Source organism: Amycolatopsis nalaikhensis, assembly GCF_030264295.1.
GTDB classification, from domain to species: domain Bacteria; phylum Actinomycetota; class Actinomycetes; order Mycobacteriales; family Pseudonocardiaceae; genus Amycolatopsis; species Amycolatopsis nalaikhensis.
This window is the reverse complement of sequence record NZ_CP127173.1, coordinates 9776268-9802274: the sequence shown is the minus strand read 5'-3', so window position 1 is coordinate 9802274 and position 26007 is coordinate 9776268. Positions and strand designations below refer to the sequence as shown.

The 26007-nt window shown below is 70.6% G+C and carries 21 protein-coding genes; 9 read left to right on the top strand and 12 right to left on the bottom strand.

Features of this window, described 5'->3' with window-relative positions:
- Positions 1–480 precede the first annotated feature (480 nt).
- On the bottom strand, positions 481–789 hold the full coding sequence (locus QP939_RS47625; protein WP_285453522.1) for a hypothetical protein: 309 nt from the start codon (positions 787–789) through the stop codon (positions 481–483).
- Positions 790–1646: 857 nt separating this feature from the next.
- Here QP939_RS47625 and QP939_RS47620 point away from each other — a divergent pair.
- Positions 1647–1862: a hypothetical protein gene (locus tag QP939_RS47620; RefSeq protein ID WP_285453521.1), complete on the top strand. Its 216-nt coding sequence runs from the start codon at positions 1647–1649 to the stop codon at positions 1860–1862.
- Positions 1863–1865: 3 nt separating this feature from the next.
- On the opposite strand, the gene QP939_RS47615 is transcribed toward QP939_RS47620, so the two are convergent.
- The 3 genes from QP939_RS47615 to QP939_RS47605 all read right to left on the bottom strand — a co-directional run bounded on the left by QP939_RS47615 (position 1866) and on the right by QP939_RS47605 (position 6888).
- Complete coding sequence (locus QP939_RS47615; RefSeq protein ID WP_285453520.1) at positions 1866–2222, bottom strand: VOC family protein; 357 nt, start codon at positions 2220–2222, stop codon at positions 1866–1868.
- A gap of 95 nt (positions 2223–2317) precedes the next feature.
- The gene (locus tag QP939_RS47610; RefSeq protein WP_285453519.1) at positions 2318–3733 is read right to left on the bottom strand and encodes a M1 family metallopeptidase; all 1416 of its coding nucleotides are present in this window, start codon (positions 3731–3733) and stop codon (positions 2318–2320) included.
- A gap of 128 nt (positions 3734–3861) precedes the next feature.
- Positions 3862–6888 carry an MGH1-like glycoside hydrolase domain-containing protein gene (locus tag QP939_RS47605; protein WP_285453518.1) on the bottom strand — a complete coding sequence of 1009 codons (3027 nt, stop codon included), beginning with the start codon at positions 6886–6888 and terminating at the stop codon, positions 3862–3864.
- A gap of 149 nt (positions 6889–7037) precedes the next feature.
- On the opposite strand from QP939_RS47605, the gene QP939_RS47600 reads away from it, so the two are divergent.
- The gene (locus tag QP939_RS47600) at positions 7038–7772 is read left to right on the top strand and encodes a hypothetical protein (RefSeq protein ID WP_285453516.1); all 735 of its coding nucleotides are present in this window, start codon (positions 7038–7040) and stop codon (positions 7770–7772) included.
- A 16-nt stretch (positions 7773–7788) separates the two neighbouring features.
- Here QP939_RS47600 and QP939_RS47595 read toward each other — a convergent pair whose 3' ends face one another.
- On the bottom strand, positions 7789–8136 hold the full coding sequence (locus tag QP939_RS47595) for a nuclear transport factor 2 family protein (RefSeq protein ID WP_285453515.1): 348 nt from the start codon (positions 8134–8136) through the stop codon (positions 7789–7791).
- A gap of 56 nt (positions 8137–8192) precedes the next feature.
- On the opposite strand from QP939_RS47595, the gene QP939_RS47590 reads away from it, so the two are divergent.
- Entirely contained in the window at positions 8193–9023 is an 831-nt protein-coding gene (locus tag QP939_RS47590; RefSeq protein ID WP_285453513.1) for a MerR family transcriptional regulator, read from the top strand.
- A 140-nt stretch (positions 9024–9163) separates the two neighbouring features.
- Here the strand turns inward: QP939_RS47590 and QP939_RS47585 are convergent, their stop codons facing one another.
- Together QP939_RS47585 and QP939_RS47580 are read right to left on the bottom strand one after the other, a co-directional pair.
- Positions 9164–9535 carry a DUF742 domain-containing protein gene (locus QP939_RS47585; RefSeq protein ID WP_285453511.1) on the bottom strand — a complete coding sequence of 124 codons (372 nt, stop codon included), beginning with the start codon at positions 9533–9535 and terminating at the stop codon, positions 9164–9166.
- 153 nt (positions 9536–9688) lie between these two features.
- Complete coding sequence (locus tag QP939_RS47580; RefSeq protein ID WP_285453509.1) at positions 9689–10285, bottom strand: TetR/AcrR family transcriptional regulator; 597 nt, start codon at positions 10283–10285, stop codon at positions 9689–9691.
- 52 nt (positions 10286–10337) lie between these two features.
- Between QP939_RS47580 and QP939_RS47575 the strand changes: the two genes are divergently transcribed.
- Both QP939_RS47575 and QP939_RS47570 read left to right on the top strand, forming a co-directional pair.
- On the top strand, positions 10338–11564 hold the full coding sequence (locus tag QP939_RS47575; protein WP_331662279.1) for a metal-dependent hydrolase family protein: 1227 nt from the start codon (positions 10338–10340) through the stop codon (positions 11562–11564).
- Positions 11561–12457, top strand: coding sequence for an alpha/beta hydrolase (locus tag QP939_RS47570; RefSeq protein ID WP_285453506.1), 897 nt, complete (start codon positions 11561–11563; stop codon positions 12455–12457). The genes QP939_RS47575 and QP939_RS47570 overlap by 4 nt, the downstream gene beginning before the upstream one ends.
- Here the strand turns inward: QP939_RS47570 and QP939_RS47565 are convergent.
- Positions 12393–13001 (bottom strand): TetR/AcrR family transcriptional regulator, encoded by a 609-nt coding sequence (locus tag QP939_RS47565; RefSeq protein WP_285453505.1) that lies wholly within the window; start codon positions 12999–13001, stop codon positions 12393–12395. The genes QP939_RS47570 and QP939_RS47565 overlap by 65 nt on opposite strands.
- A 69-nt stretch (positions 13002–13070) precedes the next feature.
- Between QP939_RS47565 and QP939_RS47560 the strand changes: the two genes are divergently transcribed.
- The gene (locus QP939_RS47560) at positions 13071–14030 is read left to right on the top strand and encodes a ketopantoate reductase family protein (protein WP_285460004.1); all 960 of its coding nucleotides are present in this window, start codon (positions 13071–13073) and stop codon (positions 14028–14030) included.
- A 14-nt stretch (positions 14031–14044) separates the two neighbouring features.
- Here QP939_RS47560 and QP939_RS47555 read toward each other — a convergent pair whose 3' ends face one another.
- On the bottom strand, positions 14045–15013 hold the full coding sequence (locus QP939_RS47555; RefSeq protein WP_285453504.1) for a helix-turn-helix transcriptional regulator: 969 nt from the start codon (positions 15011–15013) through the stop codon (positions 14045–14047).
- Positions 15014–15186: 173 nt separating this feature from the next.
- On the opposite strand from QP939_RS47555, the gene QP939_RS47550 reads away from it, so the two are divergent.
- A complete protein-coding gene (locus tag QP939_RS47550; protein ID WP_285453503.1) occupies positions 15187–18591 on the top strand; it encodes a S8 family serine peptidase in 3405 nt (1134 codons plus the stop codon).
- A gap of 63 nt (positions 18592–18654) precedes the next feature.
- On the opposite strand, the gene QP939_RS47545 is transcribed toward QP939_RS47550, so the two are convergent.
- Positions 18655–20100, bottom strand: coding sequence for a non-reducing end alpha-L-arabinofuranosidase family hydrolase (locus tag QP939_RS47545; RefSeq protein WP_285453502.1), 1446 nt, complete (start codon positions 20098–20100; stop codon positions 18655–18657).
- A 224-nt stretch (positions 20101–20324) separates the two neighbouring features.
- On the opposite strand from QP939_RS47545, the gene QP939_RS47540 reads away from it, so the two are divergent.
- On the top strand, positions 20325–22625 hold the full coding sequence (locus QP939_RS47540; protein ID WP_285453501.1) for a beta-L-arabinofuranosidase domain-containing protein: 2301 nt from the start codon (positions 20325–20327) through the stop codon (positions 22623–22625).
- On the opposite strand, the gene QP939_RS47535 is transcribed toward QP939_RS47540, so the two are convergent.
- Both QP939_RS47535 and QP939_RS47530 read right to left on the bottom strand, forming a co-directional pair.
- Entirely contained in the window at positions 22626–23189 is a 564-nt protein-coding gene (locus QP939_RS47535; RefSeq protein ID WP_285453499.1) for a DJ-1/PfpI family protein, read from the bottom strand. It lies immediately after the preceding gene.
- A 17-nt stretch (positions 23190–23206) separates the two neighbouring features.
- Positions 23207–24262, bottom strand: a complete 1056-nt coding sequence (locus QP939_RS47530; RefSeq protein ID WP_285453497.1) for an RICIN domain-containing protein — start codon at positions 24260–24262, stop codon at positions 23207–23209.
- 569 nt (positions 24263–24831) lie between these two features.
- Here QP939_RS47530 and QP939_RS52110 point away from each other — a divergent pair.
- Positions 24832–25995, top strand: a complete 1164-nt coding sequence (locus QP939_RS52110; RefSeq protein ID WP_352249421.1) for a ThuA domain-containing protein — start codon at positions 24832–24834, stop codon at positions 25993–25995.
- The last annotated feature ends 12 nt before the right edge of the window (positions 25996–26007 follow it).

Sequence of the window (26007 nt, the reverse complement as noted above, 5' to 3'; positions counted from 1 at the left end):
CTGACCTGGGCGATTCGGGGAGTGACCTCGGCCGTAGTCCGACGAGGTGTCGGCTGTTCAGGAAGGCCGGTTGGCAGCAGGTTGCGGCTACCTTACCGCCGAGAGTCGCACCACGATCGATCGCGCCAATCGATCAACCGATTTGTGAGTCGGGATCCTCGGAGTCGCGCGGATGTCGGCCCTTGAAGGCGTCTCGGCTAGCGATCCTCAATCACGGCAGTATGCCTGGAGGAGCGAGGCGGGTGAGGTCGCCCGTGCGTTTTCGACGACTTCGCGGAATGTCTCAGCGTCCAAGTATTCACCAGGTTCGACGTCAGGCCCTTTGCTCAAGCCGCAGACCATGGTCGTCGGTGTCCCGGAGCAATCAACGTTACGCGGCCGCTCCCTGGTTCTGGCATGAGCTGTTTCAGGGCCTCTTCCTGGCGTGCACGCCATAGGTGACCAGGCTTCCGCTCGTCGTTCGCGAGATGAGTATGGCGATCAACGGGTCACGATGCGGATGCAGTCGTGATCGCCGTTGTAGTTGCTGTAGCCGTTGGGGTTCCAGAACGTCGATGTGTTCGCCGCAACCGTGCCGACATGGGTGAAGCCGTAGGCGTTCGGAATGGCCGTTCCCACCTGGCCGCCGTATGCATCGAGAGTGTTGCCCTCGAGCGTGACCGCCTCTGTGTCGAACGTGGCCTGGTAGGACACTGGCCTGACGTTGACCAAACTGCCCGACAAGGTGTACTCGGCGGCGTAAGAAACTTGGCCGATTACATGGTCGAAGGTGCTGAAATCGCTCCACATCTCGAAGCGGTCCCGGTATGGGGGTGGATCCTGGGGCGCGACCGTAACCTTCTCGATTTGGCTCGGGATGGTCCTCCGCCCCGCAGGGCACAGCCATGTGCCCGTGCGTTCGGAGACAGGGAGGGAGCAGGTCGTCCAGTCGAGGGCGTGGATCGGCAAAAAGCAGCGCTTTCCTCCGAAATCCGCGGCGATGCGCCCGCTATGCCCTGACTTGGCTCAAGATCGCTGACCTTGGGTAGGTGCTGGCTGTTGAGCTGCGGTTTCGTCGTGTGAACGGCGAAAATCTGCGCACTAAGCGGCCGGTTCCAGGGGTCTGCCCATCGCTTCCCGGTTACGGCTTCAGCGACAAGCCGGCCGTGCCGGGGTGGGGGATCGAGCGGATATCCGACGCGTGGTGCGAGCTGATGGCCCGGCTCGGCGACCGGCTGTCCGGCGCCCAGGGCAGCGACTGGGGCACCAGCATCGCCACCGAGCATCGGTCAACGGCAACCCGATCGGGTCGCCGGCATCCATCTCATGCCGCCGCTCGCACCGCCCGATCCGGCCACGTTGGACGACCTCACCGGTGCCGAGCGGGCGGCGCTCGCGACACTGCGGGAGGCGGACGAATGGGGCTCCGGATACTCGGCGCAGCAGCCGACCCGGCCGCAGACGGTCGGCTACGGGCTGGTCGGCTCGCCGGCCGCCCTCTGCGCCTGGATCGTCGAGAAGTTCTGGTCGTGGACCGACTCCGGTGGCGACCTGCATCGGGTTATTACCCGGGATGAGCTGCTCGACAACCTGATGCTCTACTGGCTTCCCGGCACCGGTGCCTCATCCGCCCGGCTGTACTGGGAAAGCCTCCGGCAGGTCAACGAATGGATCTCCGGGTCGGCCGGCGCGCCGGTGCCGTACCCACCGGCTGTTCGGTCTTCGCCAAGGAGCTGCAGCACCCGTCTCGGTGGTGGGCGGAGCGCCGGTTCCCGAATATCCGGTACTGGAACGGGCCCGGCAAGGGCTGCCACTTCGCGGCGTTCGAGCAGCCGGCGTTGTTCGTCGACGAGGGCCGGTCATTCTTCCGGCTGGTCCGCTGATGGTCACCCGTACTCGGTGAGCGGCTGGCTGAAGATCAACAAGTGCCCATCGGGTGTCCGTACGTTGAAGTCGCGCATCCCGTAGGGCCGGTCAGCCAGTGGCTCGACGATGTCGGCGCCGCGGGCGCGCAGTTCGTCGTGGCAGGAATCGACGTCGTCGACGACAACCGTCACCCTGGCCGGGCCGACGCTGCTTTCGGCGTACAGGTGGAACTCGGCGGTGTCGCGGATCACGGCCGCGTAGGTGGGTGGGGTCTCCCAGGTGAATATGGTGTCGAATCCGAGCACGTCCGTGAAGTACGACCGCGCTGCCTGCACATCTCGGCACGGCAGCACGGGAATCGCCACCCGCATGACCATTCCGTCACCTTACCCGACTTTGGCTCGAGATCGCTGATCTTGGCTAGGGTGCTGGCTGTTGAGCTGCGGTCGGCGGGCTCGATGTCCTTAGTGGATCAGAGGGCGGGCTTACCCGGCTGGTAGAGCCAGGTCTGGAAGAACGAGCCGAGGTCGCGGTGGGTCAGCCGCTCGACGAACTCGATGAACTGCCGTGTCGAAACGTTGCCGTAGCGGTTGACCGTCGGCCACTGGGTCAGCATCTGGAAGAACGCCTGGTCGCCGATCTTCATGCGCAACGCCTGCAGGGCCATGGCGCCGCGGTTGTACACCAGGTCGTCGAAGATGTGGTCGCGGCCGGGATCCGCGACCTTGCCGCTCCAGTCCTTCTCGCCCGCGTACGTCTTCGCGAACGTCTTCTGCACCGGGATGTTGTTGAACTTCTCCTGGTAGAGCCACTCCGAGTAGGTCGCGAAGCCTTCGTTGAGCCAGATGTCCGACCAGTGCACCGGGGTGAGGCTGTCGCCGAACCACTGGTGGCCGAGTTCGTGCGCGAGCAAGTCGCCGTCGACGTCGCTCGTTCGGTGGTCGTAGACCGGCCTGCTCTGCGTCTCGAGCGCGTAGCCCACGCCGACGTCGGCGAGGATGCCGCCCGTCGAGTCGAACGGGTACCGCCCGTACAGCGACGATTCCCATTGGACGACCTGCGCCGTGGTCTCGTTGAACACCTTGCCCTGACCGGGCTTCGTGTCGATCGACTTGCCGATCGCGGTGATGTTCGGCAGACCGTCGGCCGTCGTGCCGCGGGTGACGTTGTAGTCGCCGATCGCGAGCATGCTCAGCTCGCTCGCCATCGGGCGGTTCATCGTCCAGCGGAAGGTGGTCCGGCCGTTGTTCGTGGTGGTCGGCCCGGGCTCGCCGTTGGCCAGCACCGTGAGTCCGGTCGGGACGGTGATCGTCTGGGTGTAGGTCGCTTTGTCGTCGGTGGTGTCGTTCACCGGGTAGTAGGTCGCCGCGCCGATCGGCTGGTTCAGCGCGACCGCGCCGTCCTTGGTGGCGACCCAGCCGGACACGCCCAGCGCGGGGTCGTCGATCTTCTGCGGGACGCCGGCGTAGCTCACCGAGACGACGAACTCGCTGCCCTTCCGCAGCCCGCCCGGCGGGGTGATCACCAGCTCCTGGGCGCCGCTGCGGGTGTAGGCGGCGTTGCGGCCGTTCACCGAGAGCCTGCTGATCGTCAGCGGTCCCTGGAAATCCAGGTCGAAGCGGGAAAGATCCTGCGTGGCCGTGGCGAGAATCGTCGTGGTCGCGTCGATCGCCTGGGTTCCGGGGTCGAACGCCAGCCGGATGTCGTAGTGGCCGACGTCGTAGCCGCCGTTGCCCATGTCGGGGAAGTACGGGTCCCCGGCGCCGGGCGCGCCGGGGGTGTACCGCGGCGCCGCGGCCGCTGCCGTTCCCGTCGCGGCCAGCAACCCGGCGGACAGGGCACCAGCGACGATCAACAACGAGCCACGACTGCGCTTGGCGCCTCGCATCGGTCCTCCTCGGCAAGCATCGACGCTGAAGACTAGAACCGCTCCCGCACGCGGATCAAGGCTGTTACCGCGGCCCGGAAGCCCGGTTCGGGCGGTTCATGACCGGGCGTACCACTCGGGTTTCGCGGTCAGCCGGTCTCGTTCGCCGTCAGGACCCGGTTCCACACCTGGACGCCGTCGACGCTGCCCGGCCAGAAGTCGCTGTGGCGCCCGCCGGAGACCGCGCGGCCGATCGCCAGCGACCCCGGCGCGGCGTCGCCCGCGGGCTGGCTCCACGTCTTCGCCTGCGCCACGCCGTCCACGTAAAGGACGTACGTGCCCGCGTCCGCGTCGTGGACGCCGACGAGGTGGTACCAGCGTCCCGGCTGCGGCGCGACGTCCGACAGCGCGCGGCCGCCACTGGTCGAGAACGCCAGGCGGTCGTCGGCCGCGGAGTACTGGAGGTAGAAGCCGCTGCTCACCGGGCCGTCCTGGCTGACCGCCGTCGCCCACGATCCCGTGTGGTCGAGCCGGACCCAGGCGCCGACCGAGAAGTTCCCGGTGGTGTCGACGACGGGCCCGGAGGTTTCCGCGTACTGGCTGGAACCGTCGAGCCGCAGCGCGCTCCCGCTGACGCCCGGCACCCACGCCGGTGCGCCGGTCAGCGCGGCGTCGTGGCTGCCCGCGCTGTCGTGGGCCACCGTGCCACCGCCCTCGTCGAGGTTCCACGCGCCGACCGGGTCGTGCTGCCCGGCCGGGTGGGCGATCTGGACGTTCTGCCGCCGGTGCGTGCTCTCCTGACGGCCGTCCGGGCCGCGGTAGGACGCGGTCACGGTGAGCGCCGCGGCACTGCCCGGCTCGGCGCCCGACGGCGCGGTCAGGGTCGCGGTCCAGGTCCGGGCCTGACCGGGCGGGATCGCGGCGGCGGGCCGCCCGGTGGGGGAGACCGACCAGCCGTCGGGCACGGCGACGTTCACCTGCGGGGCGACGAGCGGGAGGCCGGTCGTGTTGCGCACGGTCACGGTCAGTGGTGTGCTCCCGGCGACCGTGACGACGCCGTTCGCGTTGGCCGGCCCGACGTCGATCCGGGCGTCCGGGCTCGACGGCGTCCACGACTCCAGTTCGGTGACGCCGACGAAAGCACCCGGCGGGTTGGTGAACACGAGCCGGATCTTGGCGGTGGTCAGGGTCGGGAAGGTGATCCGGTTGACGCCGTTGCCCACCGGGTTCGCCGGACCGCGGACCTGGCCGGGGACGTCCTGCCAGGCCGAGCCGGTCCAGTACTGCAGGCGGTAGGCCGCGGCGGGTTTGACGCCGCCGCCGTCGTCGTAGCCGTGCCAGCGGATGTCGGAGACCGGGGTGGGCGCGCCGAAGTCGACGCCGTAGAAGTCGTTCGCGTTCGGCGAGCTGTAGTTGGTCCACCGGGTGTTCTCGGGCACCTCGTTGTACCAGACCTTGCCGTCCAGGGCGTTCCACGCGTTGTCGTTCGGCCACGTGTACGACGTGATCGGCTTGGGGTAGCCGGTGCGCAACGGGTTGGCGGCGTCGTTCACGAGGTCGTCGGACCGGGGGAGCACGGTGCGGCCGACGTCGATGGTGGTCGCCCGCAAGGTCGCCGAGCGCTGGACGAGCCGACCGTCGACGTAGAGGCGCATCCCGGTGCCCTGGCCGTAGTGCGTGCCGTCGCGGTCCCACAGCACGGTCACGTCGTGCCCGTGGTAAGGCACGTTTTCGGCGGCGAAATGGTCCCAAGTGGACGGTGTGAGCGGCCGGACGTCCAAGGTGTTCCCGGATTGCGGGCGCAGGCCGAGCAGGCCCGAGAGGACGAGGTCGGTGTAGGTGGAGTGGTTGTAGTCCTCGCTGTGGTTCCGGCCGTCGTAGATCCAGGCGTCCCGGTCGGGGTCGTGGGCCTCGGCGACGTAGGGCTGGCCGTTCTTCGTCTGGGTACGGGCGTAGGTGGCCAGCGCGGCGGCGTAGTCCTCTTTGGACACCGTCTGCTGGGCCGGGTAGTCGTCAAGCAGGTTGGCCAGCCCGGTCAGGGTTTGCGAGGTGGCGAAGGGCCAGCTCGGGCCATCCCAGCGGCAGCAGTTCCCGGCATCCTTCATGAAGAACGGGCTGCGGCGCTCGGTCGTCGTCGGGCCGTACGGGCTCGCGAAGCCGTCGGGGTCGAGCAGCTGCGTCCAAGCCGCGGTGTCGCGCGGGTCGGCGGCGCCGAACATCCACGGGATGAAGCCGATCTCCTCGCGGCTGCCGGACAGCCGGTGGTCCGGGTTGTCGTCGCGGGCCATCGCGTAGTAGAAGCCGCGCTGCGGGTCCCACAGCCATTTCCGCATCGACGTCTTCAGCGTCGCGGCGCGCTGGGCGTACTCGGTGGCGAGCTGGTGGTCGCCGACGGAATCCGCGATGCGGCTGATCGCGACGGCGTCGCCGTACTGGTAGGAGTTGAGCGTCGGGCGGTAGCCGGCGCCGCCGTGGTACGGGTTGGGCGACTCGTAGGACGAGGCCGAGAACTCCATCGCGTCCCAGACCGGCACCGACCAGTACAGCCCGAGGTCGGCGTTGAACTGCTTGTCCCAGCCGCGGTATTGGCGCACCAGGGCGGGCAGCAGCTCGCGCAGGGGACCGAAGTCGCCGGTGACCTGGGCCTGGCCGTAGGCGGAGGTGGCCAGCCAGACGCTGTACTCGTGCGCCCAGTCGGTGGTGTCGGCGTTGACGTCGTCGGTGGCCGGCTTGGGGCCCGCGCCGGGACCGGTGAGCCAGAAGTGGAGGTAGTCCTGGCTGTAGCCGGGATCGCGCAGCCACCGCCCCTCGGTCAGCTGGTGCGCGGCGGCGGCGTTGATCGCCTGGTAGGGCGCGGCATAGCCGCAGCAGTCGAGGAACTCCGTCGAGATCCAGCCGTCGGCGGGGTTCGTGTAGCGCAGGTGCTCCTTCCAGACGCGCCAGCGGTAGTAGTAGACGCTCTGCATGGTGGCGTCGGGCAGGTCGACGAAGGGGATGTTGGCTTCGTACCAGGCGGGATCCGCGTACCCGGCCAGGTAGGCGGAGTGGTCGAGGAAGTGCGTCCCCGCCGTCGGGGTCGGGGCTTCAGCCGCGCCCGCGACGCCGGCGAACGCCAGCTGCGCGAGGAGGCCGGCCGCGGCCAGCCAGGTTCTTCCCCAGGACCGTCGCCTGCGCATCAGACCTCCGTGTTTACAACGTTGTAAAACTCAGCTTCGACCACTATCGCTCAGAATCCTTCAAAAGGGAACAGTGGGTTCTGGGTGACCCGCGTGCGGAACCGGCTCGACGACGCGACGGGTGATCAATGGGCCGCGGGTGCGAGACTGTGCGGCGACTCGACGACGCGAAGGAGCTGACTGTGGCCTCCGATGCCCTTGAGCGACCGGCCCCGGCGTCGAGCGGCCAAGGGCAGCCGGTCCTCGAGCTGCTGGACAAGGCCATCGGCCTGCAGGCACCGCTGGTGCGCAAGAACATCGCCCGGGCCCGCCAGCGCAACCCCGAGGCGTCACCGGCGGAGGTCGTGCGCACCCTGGAGCGGATGTACGTCAGTGCGCTGGCGGGCACCGGAGCCGCGGTCGGGGCCACCGCGGCCGCGCCTGCCGTCGGCACCGGGATCGCTCTGGCGTTGTCGGCGGGGGAGGCCTTCTCTTCGCTCGAACTGAGTGTCCTGTTCGTGCTCTCGGTCGCCGAGGTCCACGGCGTCCGGCTGGACGAGATCGAACGCCGCCGGACGCTGGTCATGGGGATCCTGCTCGGCCAGTCCGGTTCCACGACCATCGTCGGCAGGGTCGCCGAGCGCACCGGGCAGCACTGGGCCCGCCAGCTCGTCGGCAAGGTGCCCACGGCGACCCTGAAACAGATCAACAGCGTCCTGGGCAAGAACTTCATCACCAAGTACGGCACCAAGCAGGGCATCATCGTGCTCGGCCGGGTGGCTCCGTTCGGCATCGGCGCGGTGATCGGCGGTGGCGCCAACGCCACCTTGGCCGCACTGGCGGTCCGAGCCGCCCGGCGCGCGTTCGGCCCCGCGCCGCAGTCGTGGCCCGAGGCGGAGCGTTGATCCCGTCCGGCGCTGATCAGGGTTCGATCACCAGCTCGGCGATGCGATCACCGGCCAAGGTGAACTGGAATCGCAGGTCGACGACTCCGCCCGGGAAGTCGCCCTCGAGGTGGTGCACCGCCACGTAGTGCTCGTCGTCGACGCGGTGGGCCGCGACGAGCGTCGTCGTGTACGTGTACTCGCTCGCGGCGTGGGTGAGCCAGGCGCGGATCTCCTCCTTGCCGCGGTGGGTGCGGCCCTCGTCGGTCACGACGGCGTTCTCGGTGTAGCAAGCCAGGGCCGGGGCCAGGTCGCGGGCCTGGTGGGCCTTCAGGTAGCCGGTGATCACGGCGGGCAGCTCGCGGGTGTCGATCGCTTCACTCATGACGACCACCGTGGGGTCTCTCCCGGGGAGAGGGTCAAGCGGTGCACAGTGGGGGAGTGTTCCGTGGATTGACGATCGGCGAGTTCGCGCAGCTGACGCACCTGAGCGTGCGGACCCTGCGCCGGTACCACGAGTCCGGGCTGCTGGAGCCCGCCTCGGTCGACCCCGCCAGCGGCTACCGGTACTACACCGCCGACCAGATTCCCGCCGCGCAGGTCATCCACCGGCTGCGCGAGCTGGACGTGCCGCTGGCCGACGTCGCCAAGATCCTCGCCACCGAGGACCCGGCGGAGCGCGCGGACCTGGCCGGCGGGCACCTGCGGCGGCTGGAGGAGGAACTGGCGCGGACCCGGGCCGCGGTGGTCTCGCTGCGGCGGCTGCTGCGTCCCGGCGACGACGAGCTGGCCGTCGAGCTGCGCTCGGTGGCGGTCAAGACGGTCGCCGCCGTCGAGGGTGTCGTCGACCACGACGACGTTTTGGCCTGGTACGGCGAGGCGATGGCGGAACTCGACGCCGCGCTCGTCGGCCTGCCGCTGCCCGGGCCGCCGGGTGGCCGCTACGCCAACGAGCTGTTCACCGGTGGCCGGGGCGAGGTCCTGGTCTACCGGCCCGTCGCCGACCCGCCGGCCCGGGGCCGGGTGCGGCCCGTGGAGCTGCCGGCCGCCGAACTCGCCGTCGTCGTCCATTCCGGACCCCACGACGACATCGACGTCACCTACGGCAGGCTCGGGGCCTGGGTGGTCGAGCACGCGCTCGCCGTAGCCGGTCCCGTCCACGAGACGTACCTCGTCGGCCCCCGCGACACTCCGGATCCGGCGGCCTGGCGGACCGAGATCGGCTGGCCGGTGTTCCGGCTCTCGCCCCCGTCGCAGGACGGTCCGGCCTGAGGGATGTTGGGCGCCGGCGGGCCGTCGACGCGGGAACCGGCGAGGGTCTCCCGCGCCAGATCGGCTCCGTCGATCAGGGCGATGTTGGCCGGTGGCCCAGTTCTCGGGACGCGCAAGCCGCAGCCGCGCGCGGCCCGTGGTCACGTCATCGCGTGCAGACCGCGAAGAACCCGCTCCATGAAGTCGATGCTGGGCCGACCACCGGGGGCCGGCTTGGCCTCTTGGACGGCCACCAGGCCGCGGTCGGCGAGGTCGGACACCAGGACCCGGGCGACGCCAAGGGGGATTCGCCGATACGCGGCGATTTCCGCGACCGACTGCGACGAGCGGCACAGGAGGCAGATCGCGGCCTCTTCCCGGGAACAGGCGTGCTCCGGGGTGCGGCCGCGCGCGGTGGCCGCGATGAGTGTTTCGACGGAGAGCGTGCGCGTGGGCCGCGTACGTCCATGGGTGCGGAAGTACGGCCGGACAAGATCTGCCGTGTCCGGGTCGAGCCCTAACGCCGGCTCCACATCGGCTCCTTACTTCAATTGTCGACTGTCGGGAATTATTTTGCGGTCGATGATCGTCGGCAATCGACCGAACGGGTAAAGCAATGGTGACAGTCGGCGACGTCGCCAGGGCCGGTGAAATTCCCGCGCTGATCGAGCGGAAAGACTGTCTGCTCAAGGCTTCCGGCGGGACCGGGAAATGGTCTGGTCCTCGCTCATGCGCAGGATCAAGGCGACCGAGTCCTCCGAATGGGCTCCTGGCGTCAGGACCTCCTGCAGGAGCAGGCCACGTATCGCGGCAACGGTGACCGTGGCCAAAGTCAGTGCTTCCCCGGCGTCGAGTCCTTCGCGCTCGGCGAGCGAGGCCAGCATCTTGGTCAGGTCGTCGAGCGAGTCGATGAACTCGCGGAAGTCCTCCGGCCGGTACGCGGCGAGTCCTACGACGTGGAAGAAGCCGCGGACCCGCGACAGCTGCTCCGGGCGCGTGTAGGCCCGCCAGATCGCCACGACGAGATCGTCGAACGTGCCGTGCCGGGCGGTCTCGAGCAGTGCCTCGTTGTCCCGGGCTCGCTGTGCCTTGAGCATGGCCGCCAGGACGCCCGGGAGCGACCCGAAGTGGTAGCGCAAGAGGGCGTGGCTGGTCTCGGTCCGGGCGGCGATCTCGCGCAGCGACACCTCCGGTGCGGGAAGGGTTCCCCCGAAGGCGTCGAGAAGCCGGGCCAGCAGACGCTCGCGGGCGTCGCCGGTGCGTTCCTTGCTTGACAGGATCACTCCCACAGTTTATCCATTGGAAAAGAGACGCGCCAGCCGGAGGGATCAACTCGTGGGACAGTGGCAAGTGGTCGGCGCGACGGTCGTCGACGGGTCGGGTCGCGACCCGGTCGACGTCGACGTCAGCATCGAGGACGGGCAGATCAGCCAGGTCGGGGGCTCCGGCGCAGGCGGTGAGCGCCTCGACGCCGGCGGCCTGACGATGACGCCGGGCCTGATCGACGCGCACGTCCACCTGGGCTTGTCGAGCCCGATCCAGCCGCAGTTCTCCTTCCGGATCAGCGCCGCCGAGCTCGCGGCGGACATCTTCGCCACGGCCGGCGCGACGCTCGACGCCGGCTTCACCACCGTCCGGGACACCGGCGGCATCGACGGCGGCCTCGTCACCACGATCGCGAAGGGCAAGGTCAGGGGGCCGCGCGTGCTGTCGTGCGGACCGGTTCAGTGCCAGATCGGCGGCCACGGCTACTACGGGGCCGACTGGGAACCCACCGAGCTGTGGGACAGCCACCACATTCCGGGTCTGTGCGCGCTGTCCATGATGTCCGGCAACGCCGACGAGCTGCGGCGCAACGTGCGCGAGGCCTTCCGCCGCGGAGCCTCCTTCCTCAAGCTCTGCGTGACCGGCGGCGTGGTCGGCGCGCACGACCGGCTGGCCGACACCCAGTTCACCGTCGAGGAGATCGCCGTCGCCGTCGAGGAAGCCGCGGCGCGCGGCACCTACGTGACGGTGCACGCCCACAACAGCGAAGGCATCCGGAACGCCGTCGAGGCCGGGGCGCGTTGTGTCGAACACGGCACCGACCTCGATGAAGCGACGGCCGGCCTGATGGCCAGTCGCGGAGTGGCCCTCGTGCCGACGTTCGCCGTCGTCGAGCAGCTGCTGCACGACACCGCCGGAGCGGGCCTCGACGAGTCGACCCGCGATCGGGTGCTGGGGGTTCGTGAGCGGATGGCCGAAGCGCTCGCGGTCGCCAAGGAGGCCGGAGTGCGGATCGGGCTGGGGTCCGATCTCATCGGCCCGGCCCAGCAGCGCCGAGGCGAAGAACTCAGGCTGCGCGCGAGGCTCGAAACCCCGATGGAAGCCCTCGTGGCGGCCACCAAGACCAACGCCGAAATCCTCGGCCTGGCCGGGCGGGTCGGTGTCATCGCTCCCGGCGCGCAGGCAGACCTCGTGCTGTGGAACGGAAACCCGGTCGAAGACCCGGAACTGTTCGCCGATCCCGCCAACGCCGTCCTCGTTCTCCAGGACGGCCGAATCGTGAAGGACCTTCGATGAGCACCATGTGGCAGGGCTGCCTCGCCGACACCGACTACTTCGAGCTGCGCTCCGGCGGAGGGCACGACTACGGCGTCTGGGTCACGACGCCACCGGGCTACGACCCCGCCACGACGCGGGCGCCGGTCGTGTACGTGCTCGACGGCAACTGGGCCGTGGGCATGACGGCTCCGCTCATCGTCACCCAGAACGACCCCATGCAGCGGATCCAGCCCTACATCCAGGTCAGCGTCGGCTACGCGGGCGAGGACGCGCAGCACTGGGCCCGGCTGCGCAACCGAGACCTCGTGCCCCCGGGCGAGCCCATCGCGCAGGAGTTCGTCGACGCCGTCGAGATGGGAATCCACTCGGGCGCGATGACCCGCGAAGAGGCCGACGCGTACCTAGCCGAATTGCGCGAAACCCACGCCGACGCGTTCTTGAACTTCCTCACGGCGGAACTGCACCCGCGGATCGAACGCGACTACGGCACGGCCGCGAGCGGCCACGGTCTCTTCGGCTACTCCTACGGCGGGCTTTTCAGTCTCTACGCCTGGCTCACCGGCAGCCCGCTCTTCGAGAGTGTCGGCGCGGGCAGCCCCGGTGTCGTCGGTGAAGACAGCCGGATCTTCGCGCAGCTGGAAGAACTGGGCGACCGCCTGCCCGCCGCCCAGCTCCACCTGACCGTCAACGACCGGGAGCTGCTCGGAGACCTGGCCGTGTACCAGAACCTCGCGAAGAACGCGGCCACCGTTCTGCATCGGCTGACCGCCCGCGGTGGCGCCGTCACGAGCGCTGTCCTGCGCGAGACGCACGTGACCGGCCTGCAGGCCTCGTTCCTCAGCTACCTCAGGAATTGCCGCGCCGGTGAGCGCCCGGGGAAGGACGGCGCAGCCCGTCGAGCACGAGGGTGATCACGTCGTCGGCCTCGGCTCGCCAGTTCGGGCGGTCGTGCGCCGCGCCGATGCCGTGCAGGGCCATCATCACGGCTCCCGCGCCCACGTCGTCGCGGATGGTGCCGTCCCGGACCGCCGCGGCCACCAGGTCGGCCACCACCTGCTCCAGCGCCCGGCTGCCTTCGGCGAGGGCACCCGACTCCGTCGCCATGAGCGTGGCCAGGGTCCGGGCGAGGCCTTGGTACGTGGCGAGGTAGCCGACCATGCCACGCAGGAAGCTCGCCAAGGCCTCGGCCGGGGGCAGGGTGGCCCGCAGCTCGCGCGCGCGGTCGCAGAGCGTCGCGACTTCCTCGTGGTAAACAGCCTCGGCCAGCGCTTCCCGGGTGGGGAAGTGGCGGTACAGCGTGCCGGTTCCCACCCCTGCCAAGCGGGCGAAATCGTCGAAGCGCAGGTCGTAGAAATCCCCGGCGTCGAAGATCTCCCGGGCTTTCGCCAGCACCGCCTCGCGGTTGCGCCGGGCGTCGGCGCGCAGCGGTTTGCCCGCGCCGCCTCGCGTTGACAAGCGGGAACCACCTCCCTAGCGTGATAAGTGGAGATGACCTCCAATTTCACCTTACCCGACGAGGTGCGCGTGAAGATCCTCATGTTCGGCCGCGGCGTGATCGCCACGGTCTACGGCTGGGCGCTGGAACAGGCCGGGCATGACGTCGAGTTCTACGTCCGGCCGGGCCGCGCAGCCGCTTACGGGGACGCGGTGGACCTCGACCTGCTCGACACGCGGAAGCGGATCCGGGGCCAGCGCGTCGTTCGCACCTGGCCGGTGCGCTACCGCGAACAGCTGGCGCCCGGGCACGATTTCGACCTGATCGTGCTGAGCGTGGCCCACCACCGCCTCTCGGACGCGGCCGCGTTCCTGGCACCGCGCGTCGGCGACGCCACGGTGCTGGTGTTCGGCAACATCTGGGCCGAGCCGCTGGCCGCGATCGGCGCACTGCCCGTCGAGCAGGTCGCGTGGGGCTTCCCGCAAGGCGGCGGTGGTTTCGGCGAAGACGGCGTGCTCCGCGGGACGCTGCTGCCCACGGTCCTCTTCGGCACTCTGGACCGGCCTCCAACCGAGCGCGAATTAGTCGCGCGGCGGGCGTTTCGCGAGGCCGGGTTCCGGGTGCGGGAGAAACGCGACTTCCGCGGCTGGCTGTGGCTCCATTTCGTGGCCGACGCAGGTCTGCACTCGCAAGGCTTGCGGCTGGGAACGTTGGCCGATTTGGCGGGCGAGACCGGCGATTTGCGCGAGGCGCTGCTGGCCACCCGCGAGCTGCTGCCCGTGGTCGAGGCGCGCGGTGTCGACCTGCGACGGCACCGGGCCGGCACGCTGGGGTTCCGGGCGCCGACCTGGCTGACGGCTCCCGCGTTCGCCTTTCTGACCGCTCGTGTCCCGGTGGTGCGCAGGAGTTTCGAGGTTCATGCCGACCCCGCGGCCGACGAGCCGCGGGCGGTCTGCCGGGACGCACTGTCCGAAGCGCGACGGCTGGGCATCTCGGTACCTCGGCTGGAAGCGGCGGAACCGAGCTTCGCCGCCAAGGGAACCGGCTGAACGAGGGGACGCGCTCAGATCCAGCCGCGGCGGGTGGCCTCCATCGCGATCTGGAACCGCGTGCGGGCGCCCGTTCGCTGCATCAGCTTGGTCACGTGGCGCTGCACCGTCCGCTCACTCCAGCCGAGCGCGCGCCCAACGGCCTTGTCGGTCACGCCGGATGCCAGCAGCGCCAGCAGCTTCGACTCGTCCGCCGACAGCTCGCCGGGGTCCTCGGTGCCGAACCGGACCGGCACACTGCGTGTCCACACCGACTCGAACAACGCGATCAGCGCGTCCAGCAGCGGGGACGGGTGGATGAGGTAGGACGCCGTGAGCGCGGGGTCGCCGGGGCGCATCAGCGGGATGATCGCCAGCCGGTCGTCGGCGATCGCCAGCTTCATCGGGACGTCGCCCGCGATCCTGGCCTGCTCGCCGTGCCGTACGCCCAGTTCGATGTCGTCGAGCAGACCCGGCAGCTCCACCGCGCTCTTGTCGTACACCACCCGGTACCGGACCCCGCGCTCCAGCAGCGCGAGCTCGACGTGGTTGGGCTCGCCGTGCCCTTGCGGAGCCGCGTACGGCGGGCGGTCGAAGCCGCGCATCTGCTCCCGGATGTCCTGCTGCATCCGCGTCCAGCGCTCGTTGACCTCGTCCCGCCCGGAGATCACCTCGACCAGCTCGCCCGGGTGCGCGAACCGCGTGCTCGCGCGGTAGGTCTCCATCAGCGTGCCGATGTGGCGGCGCGTGTCGCGCAACGCCGCCTCGCGCTCGCGGAGCACGGCCTCGATGGCCCGGTCCGGCGGGACCACGACGTACCGCGTCGGGCGTCCGGCGGATCGCGTGGCCAGGCCGGACTCGACGAGCGCCTGCAGCGCCCGCCGGGTCGCGGGCAGCGAGCGGTGCGTGTCCTGGGCCAGCTCGGGGGCAGTCGCCTGGGTGCGCCGGACGAGGGCGTCGTAGGTCGCTTCGTCCGCGTTGCTCAGCCCGATCGGCTCCAGCACCGTCGTCCTCCCTCGTGTCGGGTTTCCGACACCTGACCGGAATCCGCCGCCTTCGTGAGCTTGTCACGCGGTGATCATTCCTGCACCGTTTGGAAGTCGACGGCGCGCAACCTCACACGGGGCGCGCCGTCTCGCTTGTCCGCCGCGACCTGACGGAACGAAGGAGTCTCCCCATGTCCCTGTCCGCCTTCCGGTCCCGTGGCCGGCACCTGGTGCTCGCGGTGCTCGTCGCCGCCGGGTCCCTCGGTGCCGTGCCGTCGGCGGCCGCCGACCCGCCGCCCGCGCCCGCCCACCCGAAGATCGCCAAGGAACTGCTCGACCGGATGGCCGGTGCCCGATCTGGCCCGGATGCGAAGTTCGAGGCGGTCGTCGTCCTGAAGGACCGCGGGCTGCGGCCGTCGAGCCCCGCGGCGGCGCGCCAGGCGCTCACCGACTCCGCGCAGGCCATGCAGGCCCCCGTCGTGGACCTCGTCGGCGCCCGCCGCGACCAGGTCGTGAAGACGTTCTGGCTCAAGAACATGGTGCTCGTCCGCGCCACCCCGGACACCCTCGACGCGGTCGCCGCCCTGCCGCTGGTCGACCGCGTCATCCCCAACTTCACGCTGCACTCGCCGACCGAGCCCCGGAAGGCACAGCAGGCCGCGGCGGATCCCGCGGTGGCCTGGGGCGTGCAGAAGATCGGCGCCGACCAGGTCCAGCGGGACGGCGGCACCGGCGCCGGGGTGCGGGTGGCGATCCTCGACACCGGCATCGACACCCAGCACCCGGACCTCGCGGGCAAGCTCGTCAGCGCCGACCCGGCGAACCCGGAGCACCCGGGCGGCTGGCTCGAGTTCGCCGCCGACGGCTCCCCGGTCCACTCCACCCCGCACGACAGCTCCTACCACGGAACGCACGTCGCGGGCACGATCGCGGGCGGGCACAGCTCCGGCACGCAGATCGGCGTCGCGCCCGGCGCGGAGCTGATGGCGGGCCTCGTCATCCCGGGCGGCACCGGCACCCTCACGCAGGTGATCGCCGGGATGCAGTGGGCGATCGCGCCCTACGACGCCGACGGGAAACCGGCGGGCGAGCCCGCGGACGTCGTGAGCATGTCGCTCGGCGAAGAGGGCTACAGCAGCGAAATGGTCGAGCCCGCCCGCAACATCTACCTCGCGGGCGCGTTCCCGGCCTTCGCCATCGGCAACGAGTGCGTCGCGGGCGGTTCGGCGGCGCCCGGCAACGTCTTCGAGGCGACCGGGGTCGGCGCGACTGACGTCGACGACAACGTGCCGGACTTCTCCTGCGGCGGGGTCGTGCGCAAGAACGACTGGGCCGACGCCCCGGCGAACTGGCCGGACAGCTACGTCGTGCCGGACCTGTCCGCGCCCGGCGTCGACGTCCTGTCGTCGCTGCCCGGCGGTGAGTACGGCCTGCTGAGCGGCACGTCGATGGCGACCCCGCACGTCTCGGGCACCGTCGCGCTGATGCTGCAGGCGAACCCGCGCCTGACTCCCGGCGAAACGCTCGACATCCTGACCGGGACGGCGTTCTTCGACAACCGCTACGGCGCGCGGCCGAACACCCGCTTCGGCGCGGGCCGGATCGACGCGGCCGCCGCCGTCGCCGAAGCCCGCCTCACGAGCGGCATCACCGGGACGGTGACCGCGGACAAGTCCCGGGATCCGTTGCGGGGCACGACGATCACCGTGGCGGCCACCGGCCGGTCGTACACCAGCGACGCCGAAGGGCACTTCAAGATCCGCGTGCCCGCGGGCACCTACGACCTGACGCTGTCCCGGTTCGGCTACCGCGACCAGCGCGTGCGGGTCGCGGTGACCGGCGGGAAGCTGACGGATCTGCGGGTCGCGCTGCAGCCGACGCCGCGGGGTGTCATCACCGGCCGCGTCACCTACGGGCCGACCGGATCGACGGTGCCCGGCGCGACGGTGCGGGTGGCGGACGTGCTCGACGAGCTCACCGCCGTCTCGGACGGCTCCGGCCGCTACACCATCAAGGACGTGCCGGAGGGCGGCTACCGGGTGACCGCGTCGGCGGCCGGGATCTCGACCGCGAACCCGCGCCAGGTCACCGTGAACCCGAAGTGGCCCGCCACGGCCGATTTCGCGCTGCCGCGGCCACCGGCGACGCAGCGGGTCTCGGTCACCCGCGACGGCGGGCAGATCCGCGCCGACAGCTTCTGGCCCGCCTTGAGCGGGGACGGCGGGGTGGTCGCGTTCGCCAGCATGGCTTCGGAAATCGCGCCCGGCGAGGCGAACGACGACATGGACGTCTTTGCCAGGGACACCCGCACCGGCGTGATCGAACGGATCTCGGCCGCCGCGGACGGCACGGGCGCGGACGCGTGGGCGATCAGCCCGACGATCAGCCCGGACGGACGCTACGTCGGGTTCCTCAGCGGTGCGACCAACCTCGTGCCCGGCGACGGAAACGGCGTGCCGGACTCCTTCGCCCACGACCGGCGGACGGGCGCGAACGAGCTGATCTCGGTGTCGTCGGACGAGCGGCAGGCCGACGGCCTGTCCGGGCAGCCGGTGTTCAGCGCCGACGGCCGGTTCGCGGTGTTCCTCAGCCAGGCGACGAACCTGGTGCCGGGGGACACGAACGGCAGGCAGGACGTCTTCCTGCGCGACCGGGTGGCCGGGACGACCGAGCGCGTCTCGGTGGGGGCCGCCGGGGTGCAGGCGGACGGCGACTCGCTGGAGCCGAGTGTCAGCGCCGACGGCCGGTTCGTCGCGTTCGAAAGCGGTGCGGAGAACCTGGTGCCCGGCACCGGGAACGACCACCGCGACGTCTTCGTGCGCGACCGGCGGACCGGGACGACGGAGGTGGTCCCGGCGCCGGCCGGTGCGGAGGCGACCCAGCCGTCGATCAGCGCGGACGGCCGGATGGTGGCCTATGCGAGCAGCGGCGCGGACGCGCCGTCGCAGGTCTACGTCTACGACCGGCAGACGCACGCGAACACGCTGGTGTCGCAGGCGGCGAGCGGGAGCGGCGGGGCGGACGCGTACACGGCGAGCCCGCGGATCAGCGGCGACGGGAATCACGTCGCGTTCTTCAGCTTCGCCGCCAACCTCGTGCCCGGCGACGACGGCATGTCGGACGTGTTCGTGCGCGACCTGCGGGCGCGGACGACGGCCAAGATGTCCGGGGGCGTGGGCGGCCGGCCGGGTGACGCGTACAGCGACTTCCCCTCGATCAGCACCGACGGGAAGTACGTCGCGTTCGAAAGCGAGGCGACGAACCTCGTCGAGGACGACACGAACGGCCGCTCGGACATCTTCGTCCACGACCGGGCACCCGGCCCCGAGCCGCGGTTCGCGCTGGCGGACCTGCGCGCCGAGGGCGGTCACGGCCGGTCGCCCGTGCGGGTCACCGCGTCGGTGAAGGACGTCGGCGAGGTGCCGGGCACGTACCAGGCGGTGCTGTGGATCGACGGCGCGGTCGCGGGCGAGCGGGCGGTGCCGGTCCGGAAGGACCAGACCACCCGCGTCGCGTTCGAGGTGCGCGACCTGCCGCGGGGAACCCACGCGGTGCGGCTCGGGACGCTCACGGGTTCGGTGACCGTGGGCCGGTGAGGCCCGGGGGCCGGGAGCGCGGCGTCGCGCTCCCGGCCCGACCGGGCTTCGCACACCGCCGGGTCAGCGCTGCAGCGTCAGCACGCCCGGCCGCCACGGCAGCTGGTCGTAGGGACCGCCGGCGCTGGGCGACTTGCCCTGGTAGAGGAACTGCAGGTTGCAGGGATCGATCGTCTTCGTCTGGTCGGGGTTGGTGCGGACGAGGTCACCGTGGCTGATGTCGTTCGTCCAGGTGGCACCGCTGTTGGCCTTGCCGGCGAAGGGGTTGCTCTCGCTGGCGGCCTGCGGGGTCCACGAGCCGCTCAGGCTGGTGGCCGTGAACGAGCGGAAGTAGCGCCCGTTCGCCCCCATCGCCTCGACGATCATGAGGTACTGGTTCTGGCCCTGGACCTTGTAGACCTCGACGGCTTCGAAGAGGTTGGCCTGCGTGTCGCTCATGACCGTGGTGTACGACGAGCCGAAGCTGCCCGGGAAGTTCCCGATCGGCATGCTCGCCCGGTAGATCTTGCCGTTGTCCCCGGCGAAGAACAGGTACATGGTCGAGCCGTCGGCGATCAGCGTCTGGTCGATCGGGCCGGTGCCGGAGCCGGAGATGCTGCCGGTGAACAGCGGCTGCGGCGACGACCAGCCGTTGGGGTTGGTGGGGTCGCTCGACGTGCGGTAGATGAACGGCCAGGCACCCCACTGGTAGGCCAGCACCCAGATGTTCTTCGGCGCGAAGTAGAACAGCGTGGGCGCCACCGCGGCCTGGCTCATCCCGGTCTGGCCGGCCGAGGCCATGTCGGACCAGTTCGTGAACGGGCTGAAGGCCATCGAGCCGTACGACGACCCCGAGACGTTCGACGCGTAGACGAGGTGCTTGCCGTTGTGGACGACGTTGGTGAAGTCCTTGAGGGAGACCCACCCGTTCTTGGGTGTCGCCAGCACCCCGGTCGACGACCAGCGGTAGGTCGACGGGAGGGAGCAGCCGCCGCTCCCGGTGGTCGTGGTCGGCGGGGTGCCCGACAGGCCCGTCCACCGCTGGTTGGTCCCGCCGTGGCACGTCCAGAGCACCACCGCGGTGCCGTTGGCCGTGCCGGCTCCGGTGACGTCGAGGCAGAGCCCGGACTGCACCCCGGCCACGGTGCCGTCGGAGTTCAGCCGCCACTGCTGGTTGGCTCCGCCGTGGCAGGTCCAGATCTGCACCCGGGTGCCGGCGGTCGCGCCGGTGGGCGCGTCCAGGCACTTGGTGCCGTACACGGTCAGCAGGCCGGCGGCCGTCGACGTCCACTGCTGGTTGGCGCCGCCCGAGCAGTCGTAGATCTGCAGGGTGGTGCCGTCGGCCTGGTTGCCGTTCGGCACGTCCAGGCACCGGTTCGACCCGACCCCGCGCAGGGCGCCGGTGACGTCGGCCGCGGCCGAGCCGGCTCCCAGCGTCACCCCCGCCACCACTGCCGCCGCGACCGTCACCGCGGTGGTGAGCACGGCGAGCGCGGACCGGCCCTTCCTGCTGGTGCTTCCTCTGTTCATGACGACCTTCTCCCGGTCAGCTGCGAGTCGACTGTTATCGCTAACAAAGGTGGCGTCAGCCTGGGCTGGCACGCGGAGGGTTGTCAATCTGCCGTGAAAGTTACATTCGGCGGGCTCGCGGTCGGGCGGGGAGATTCCCCCGGATCGCCTCGTGACAACGGACAGTGTTAGCGCTAACGTTCTCGCCGCCCTCCCGACCGCATCGTGGCTGAACGGAGAATCCGGTGACCTCGTCCTTCACCCGGCGGCAGTGGCTGCGAGCCATCGGCGCCACCGCCATCGCGTCCACCGCCGCACCGGCCATCGGCGGCCTGTTCGCCGAAGCGGCGGCCGCGGTCTCCCCGTCGGCGTCGCCGTTCGACCTCGGCCAGGTGCGGTTGACCGCGAGCCGGTGGCTGGACAACCAGAACCGGACGCGGAACTACCTGCGTTTCGTCGACGTCGACCGGCTGCTCTACGTCTTCCGGGCCAACCACCGGCTCCCCACCGGCGGCGCCGCGAGCAACGGCGGCTGGGACGCGCCGAACTTCCCGTTCCGCAGCCACGTCCAGGGGCACTTCCTCACCGCGTGGGCCCAGCTGTGGGCGGTCACCGGCGACACCACCTGCCGGGACAAGGCCACCTACCTGGTCGCCGAGCTGGCCAAGTGCCAGGCCAACAACAGCGCGGCCGGGTTCACCGCCGGGTACCTGTCCGGCTTCCCCGAGGCCGACTTCGACAACCTCGAGGCCGGGCGCCTGTCGAACGGCAACGTGCCGTACTACTGCGTCCACAAGACCATGGCCGGGCTGCTCGACGTGTGGCGGTACACCGGCAGCACCCAGGCCCGGGACGTGCTGCTGAACCTGGCGGGCTGGGTCGACCGGCGGACCGCCCGGCTCGGCTACAGCTCCATGCAGGCGGTGCTGAACACCGAGTTCGGCGGCATGAACGCCGTGCTGACGGATCTCGCACTGGACACCGGCGACACGCGGTGGCTGGCCGTCGCGCAGCGGTTCGACCACGCCGCCGTGTTCGACCCGCTCGCGGCGGGCCGGGACCAGCTCGCCGGGCTGCACGCCAACACCCAGGTCCCGAAGTGGATCGGGGCCGCGCGCGAATACCTGGCCACCGGCACCACCCGCTACCGGGACATCGCGGCCAACGCGTGGGCCATCACCGTCGGCGCGCACACCTACGCCATCGGCGGCAACAGCCAGGCCGAGCACTTCCGCGCGCCCAACGCCATCGCGGCGTACCTGAACCAGGACACGTGCGAGAGCTGCAACACCTACAACATGCTGAAGCTGACCCGGGAGCTGTTCGGCCTCTACCCGGACCGCGCCGACCTGGCCGACTACTACGAGCGGGCGCTGCTCAACCAGATGATCGGCCAGCAGAACCCGGCCGACGACCACGGGCACGTCACCTACTTCAGCTCCCTCAACCCGGGCGGCCGCCGCGGCCTCGGCCCGGCGTGGGGCGGTGGCACGTGGAGCACCGACTACGACTCGTTCTGGTGCTGCCAGGGCACCGGGCTGGAGACCCAGACCAAGCTGGCCGACTCGATCTACTTCCACAGCGGCACCACGCTGATCGTCAACCTGTTCCTGCCGTCGGTGCTCACCTGGACCCAGCGCGGCATCACCGTCACCCAGGCGACGTCGTTCCCGGCCGCCGACACGACCACCCTGACACTCGCCGGGAACGTGAGCGGGACGTGGACGATGCGCGTCCGCATCCCCGGCTGGACCAGCGGGGCGACCGTCAGCGTCAACGGCGTCGCGCAGAACGTCGCCACCACCCCGGGCAGCTACGCCACGGTGACCCGGGCGTGGGCCGCCGGCGACACGGTGACGGTCCGGCTGCCGATGAAGGTCGTTCTGCGGCCCGCCAACGACAACGCGAACGTCTCGGCGGTCACCTACGGACCCGTGGTCCTGGCCGGCAACTACGGGAACGCCACGCTCACCGGGTTGCCGTCCCTGGATCCGGGCTCGATCACGCGGACCAGCGGCAGCGCGCTCACCTTCAGCGCCAAGGCCAACGGCGCGACGGTGGGCCTGGTGCCGTTCTACGACGCCCAGGGCTTCAACGGCACGGCCTACTGGAACACCGGCGGGACGACGACGTCTCACCTGGTCAACGTGGGCAGCGGGCTCCTGCTGGGCATCGAGAACATGTCCACCGCCGACGGCGGCCGCGCGCTGCAGTGGACCGACAACGGCACCGCGGACCACAACTGGGAGCTGATCACTGACGGGACCGCAGTCCGGTTCCGCAACGCCAACAGCGGCAAGGTGCTCGGCGTCCAGGACATGTCCACATCGGACGGCGCGCAAGTCCTGCAGTGGGCCGACAACGGCACGGCCGACCACCGGTGGACGGTCCTCGACCAGGGTGACGGCACGGCGAAGATCCGCAACGTCAACAGCGGCAAGCTGCTGACGGTGGCGAACGGCTCGACCGCGGCCGGCGCGCTCGCCGTCCAGGGACCGGACAACGGCGCCGCGGCCAACCGGTGGCGGATCGTGCGCACCGGCTGATCACCGCGCGGCGGCCGCCTTTTCCAGCACCCGCAGGAAAGCGCGGGACCACTCGGGCAGGTCCGGCCAGCCGCGGCAGGACACCATCGCGCCGTCGACGACGTCGGGTGCGTCGGCGAACGTCGCGCCCGCGAGCTCCACGTCCGCCTTCAGCGGGGGAAAGGCGGCCGTGGTGCGGCCGCGCAGGAGACCGAGCGCCGCCGGGACCTGCGGGCCGTGGCAGATCGTGCCGACCGGGAGGTCCCGGTCGAAGAAGTGCGTGACGATCCGCGCGACGTCCGGGTCGACGCGCAGGTACTCCGGGGCCCGCCCGCCGGGGATCACCAGCGCGTCGAACCCGGCGGGGTCGACGTCGGCGAACGCGAGGTCGACCGGCAGCCGGTGCCCGGGTTTCTCGGTGTAGGCGTCGCAGTCCGGCTCGAAGTCGTGGACGACCAAGCGCACCGGACGCGTCGTCGGGGCGGCCACGACCGCCTCGTGGCCACCCTCGCGCAGCCGGAAGATCGGGTACATCGAGTCGAGCTCCTCGGCGGCGTCGCCGGTCAGGATCAGCACCCGCGCCATGTTCGCTCCCTCCGGGGTCACCGCAGTGCCCACTGCTGGTTGGCCTGCCCGCCGCAGGACCACAGGATCAACGGGGTGCCGTTGGCCGTGCCCTGCCCGCTCGCGTCGAGGCACAGTCCGGATTGGACTCCGGTGATCGTGCCGTTCGCGTCGACCACCCACTGCTGGTTGGCCTGGCCGTGGCAGTCCCAGACGATCACCGGCGTGCCGTTCGCGGTGCCGTGCCCGGACGCGTCCAGGCACTTCGCGCCGGCGACGAGCGCGCCGCCGTCGCGGGTCCACGCCTGGCCGGATTGCCCGCCGCAGTCCTGCAGCCGCACCTGGGTGCCGTTCGCGGCGGTCCCGGCGTCCGCGCAGCGGCCCGACTGCGTGCCGACGATCCGCCGGGCGCCGGTCGTTCCCGGCGTGCCGATGCTCCCGGGCACGGACCGCAGCGCGGTGAACCAGGCGGCGGCCATCTTGTCGTAGCCCGCCGCCGTCGGGTGAACGCCGTCGACCAGGTCGGCGGCGGTGAGCGCGGCGTGCATGTCCACCAGGTGCACGTGCTTTCCCGCGTTCCGGTTCGCCTGCACGATCCCGGGGATCGCGGCGTTGAAGCTGCGGGCCGCGGACTCCTGGCCCGCGTTGGCGAGCGGGATGATCGTCGAGACGAAGACCTCGGCGTCCGGTGCCGTCGCCGTGATCCGGTCGATCAGGGTGGACAGCCGGGCGGGCGCGTGGGCGACGTCGTGGTTCTGCAGGATGTCGTTGGTGCCGATGTGCAGCAGGACCGTGTGCGGGGTGCTCGTCCGCAGCCAGCCGGTGATGTTCGCGTCGATCTGGTCGATGCGCCAGCCCGGGTGGCCTTCGTGGTCGTGGTCGCCGAGGGCGGCCGGACCGTTGGACTGCGAGCCGGTGAAGTCGACCTGGTAGCCGCCCGCGGCGAGCCGCTGCCAGAGGCCGATCCGGTAGCCACCGGGCACCTGCGTGCCTTCGGTGATGGAATCGCCGAGCGGCATGACACGGGTCCCGCCGTTCGACTCGGCGGCGGCCGGACCGCCCGGCAGGAACGCGCTCAAGACCAAGGCCGTCACGGCGGCCAATGTCCGGGTTCTCATGATCCTCCTCCGCCGGTGGTCCGGCACCGGGGTGGGCGAAGGTGGTGCCGCTCAACGTGATCCGATGAGTCCGACTCATTCGAAGCCGGAAACCCGTGCCGCGTCAATCCTCCCGCTCCGCCGGAGCGGGATCGGCTGCGGGAACACATGTAAGTTTCACGCGGATTTCCCGGGAGTTGACCGAAAAGCGGGCCTCCGGGGTAAAGTCACCACCGTGCCCGGTGACGGCGCCTTACCGGGCTACGAGGTCGTGCCGGGCAGCTCCTGCACCTGATCGCCGAGCTGCGGGTTGCGGCCGGGCGACCGGATGCCGACCGAGGCTCGAGCCGGCGCGCCGTCTCTTCGGTCCATGAGCGCAGCGCCTGCTGCGCTCATTCCCTTGTGGACTGTCGTCGGGCGGGATGCGGTGCGGATGAGTAACTTTCACCGCGCATTGACCTTCGCCGCCGGCCGCTTCTATCTTGGCTCTTGCCCGTTCGGTTGGTGACCGGGCGATCGCGCAGCGCGCACCCGCGCGCTCCCCGCGCTCCTGAGAAGGAGTACCCGTGACGACGCTGTCCCGTTCGCTCCGTACGATCGTCCTGACCGCCGCCTTGGTCGTGGGGCTCGCGGCCCCCGTGTCCGCGGCCGCCTTCAAGGTCCTGGTGTTCTCCAAGACCACCGGCTTCCGGCACGACTCGACCCCGGCCGGGATCGCCGCGATCCGGCAGCTGGGTCAGCAGAACGACTTCGCGGTCGACGCCACCGAAGACGACACGCGGTTCACCGACGAGAACCTGGCCCAGTACGCCGCCGTCGTCTTCCTGTCCACGACCGGCGACCCGGTCGGCACGCAAGCGGGCAAGGACGCCTTCCGCCGCTACATCCAGCACGGCGGCGGCTTCGCCGGCATCCACGCCGCGTCCGACAGCGGGTACGACTGGGCCTGGTACGGCCAGCTGGTCGGGGCCTACTTCAAGCAGCACCCCGCGCAGCAGAACGCGCTGGTGAAGGTCGAGGACCCGAACCACCCGTCGACGCAGGGGCTGCCCGCGCAGTACACCCGGTACGACGAGTGGTACGACTTCCGCGCCAACCCGCGCCCGGCCGTCCACGTCCTGACCACTGTGGACGAATCCAGCTACTCGGGTGCCACGATGGGCGCGGACCACCCGACCACCTGGTGCCACGACTTCGACGGCGGCCGCGCCTGGTACACCGGCATGGGGCACACCATCGAGAGCTTCAGCGAACCGAACTTCCTGCACCTGCTGCTCGGCGGCATCCGCACCGCGGCCGGCGCGGTCCCCGCCGACTGTTCGGTCACCACCACACCGCCGCCGGCCGGCAAGCAGCTCGTGGGTGCGCAGTCGGGCCGGTGCGTCGAGGTGCCGAACTCGGTCACCACGAACGGGACGCAGGTGCAGCTGCGGGACTGCGTCGCCGGACAGGCGAACCAGTCGTGGACCTACACCGCGGGCAAGCAGCTCGTGGTCTACGGGAACAAGTGCCTGGACGCGTCCGGCCGGGGCACGGCCAACGGAACGCCGGTGATCATCTGGGACTGCACCGGGCAGCCCAATCAGCAGTGGAATGTTAGCGCGAACACGATCACCGGTGTCCAGTCGAACCTCTGCCTGGACGCGTCCGGCCGCGGCACGGCCAACGGCACGAAGATCATCCTGTGGTCCTGCAGCGGGCAGGCCAACCAGCAGTGGTCCCTCCGCTGACTCCCTTCGGCA

Bases quoted from the DNA above. Each gene is read 5' to 3' on its own strand.
- QP939_RS47625 (WP_285453522.1), bottom strand. From the start codon at position 789: ATGTGGAGCGATTTCAGCACCTTCGACCATGTAATCGGCCAAGTTTCT.
- QP939_RS47620 (WP_285453521.1), top strand. From the start codon at position 1,647: ATGGATCTCCGGGTCGGCCGGCGCGCCGGTGCCGTACCCACCGGCTGT.
- QP939_RS47615 (WP_285453520.1), bottom strand. From the start codon at position 2,222: ATGGTCATGCGGGTGGCGATTCCCGTGCTGCCGTGCCGAGATGTGCAG.
- QP939_RS47610 (WP_285453519.1), bottom strand. From the start codon at position 3,733: ATGCGAGGCGCCAAGCGCAGTCGTGGCTCGTTGTTGATCGTCGCTGGT.
- QP939_RS47605 (WP_285453518.1), bottom strand. From the start codon at position 6,888: ATGCGCAGGCGACGGTCCTGGGGAAGAACCTGGCTGGCCGCGGCCGGC.
- QP939_RS47595 (WP_285453515.1), bottom strand. From the start codon at position 8,136: ATGAGTGAAGCGATCGACACCCGCGAGCTGCCCGCCGTGATCACCGGC.
- QP939_RS47570 (WP_285453506.1), top strand. From the start codon at position 11,561: ATGAGCACCATGTGGCAGGGCTGCCTCGCCGACACCGACTACTTCGAG.
- QP939_RS47550 (WP_285453503.1), top strand. From the start codon at position 15,187: ATGTCCCTGTCCGCCTTCCGGTCCCGTGGCCGGCACCTGGTGCTCGCG.
- QP939_RS47545 (WP_285453502.1), bottom strand. From the start codon at position 20,100: ATGAACAGAGGAAGCACCAGCAGGAAGGGCCGGTCCGCGCTCGCCGTG.
- QP939_RS47535 (WP_285453499.1), bottom strand. From the start codon at position 23,189: ATGGCGCGGGTGCTGATCCTGACCGGCGACGCCGCCGAGGAGCTCGAC.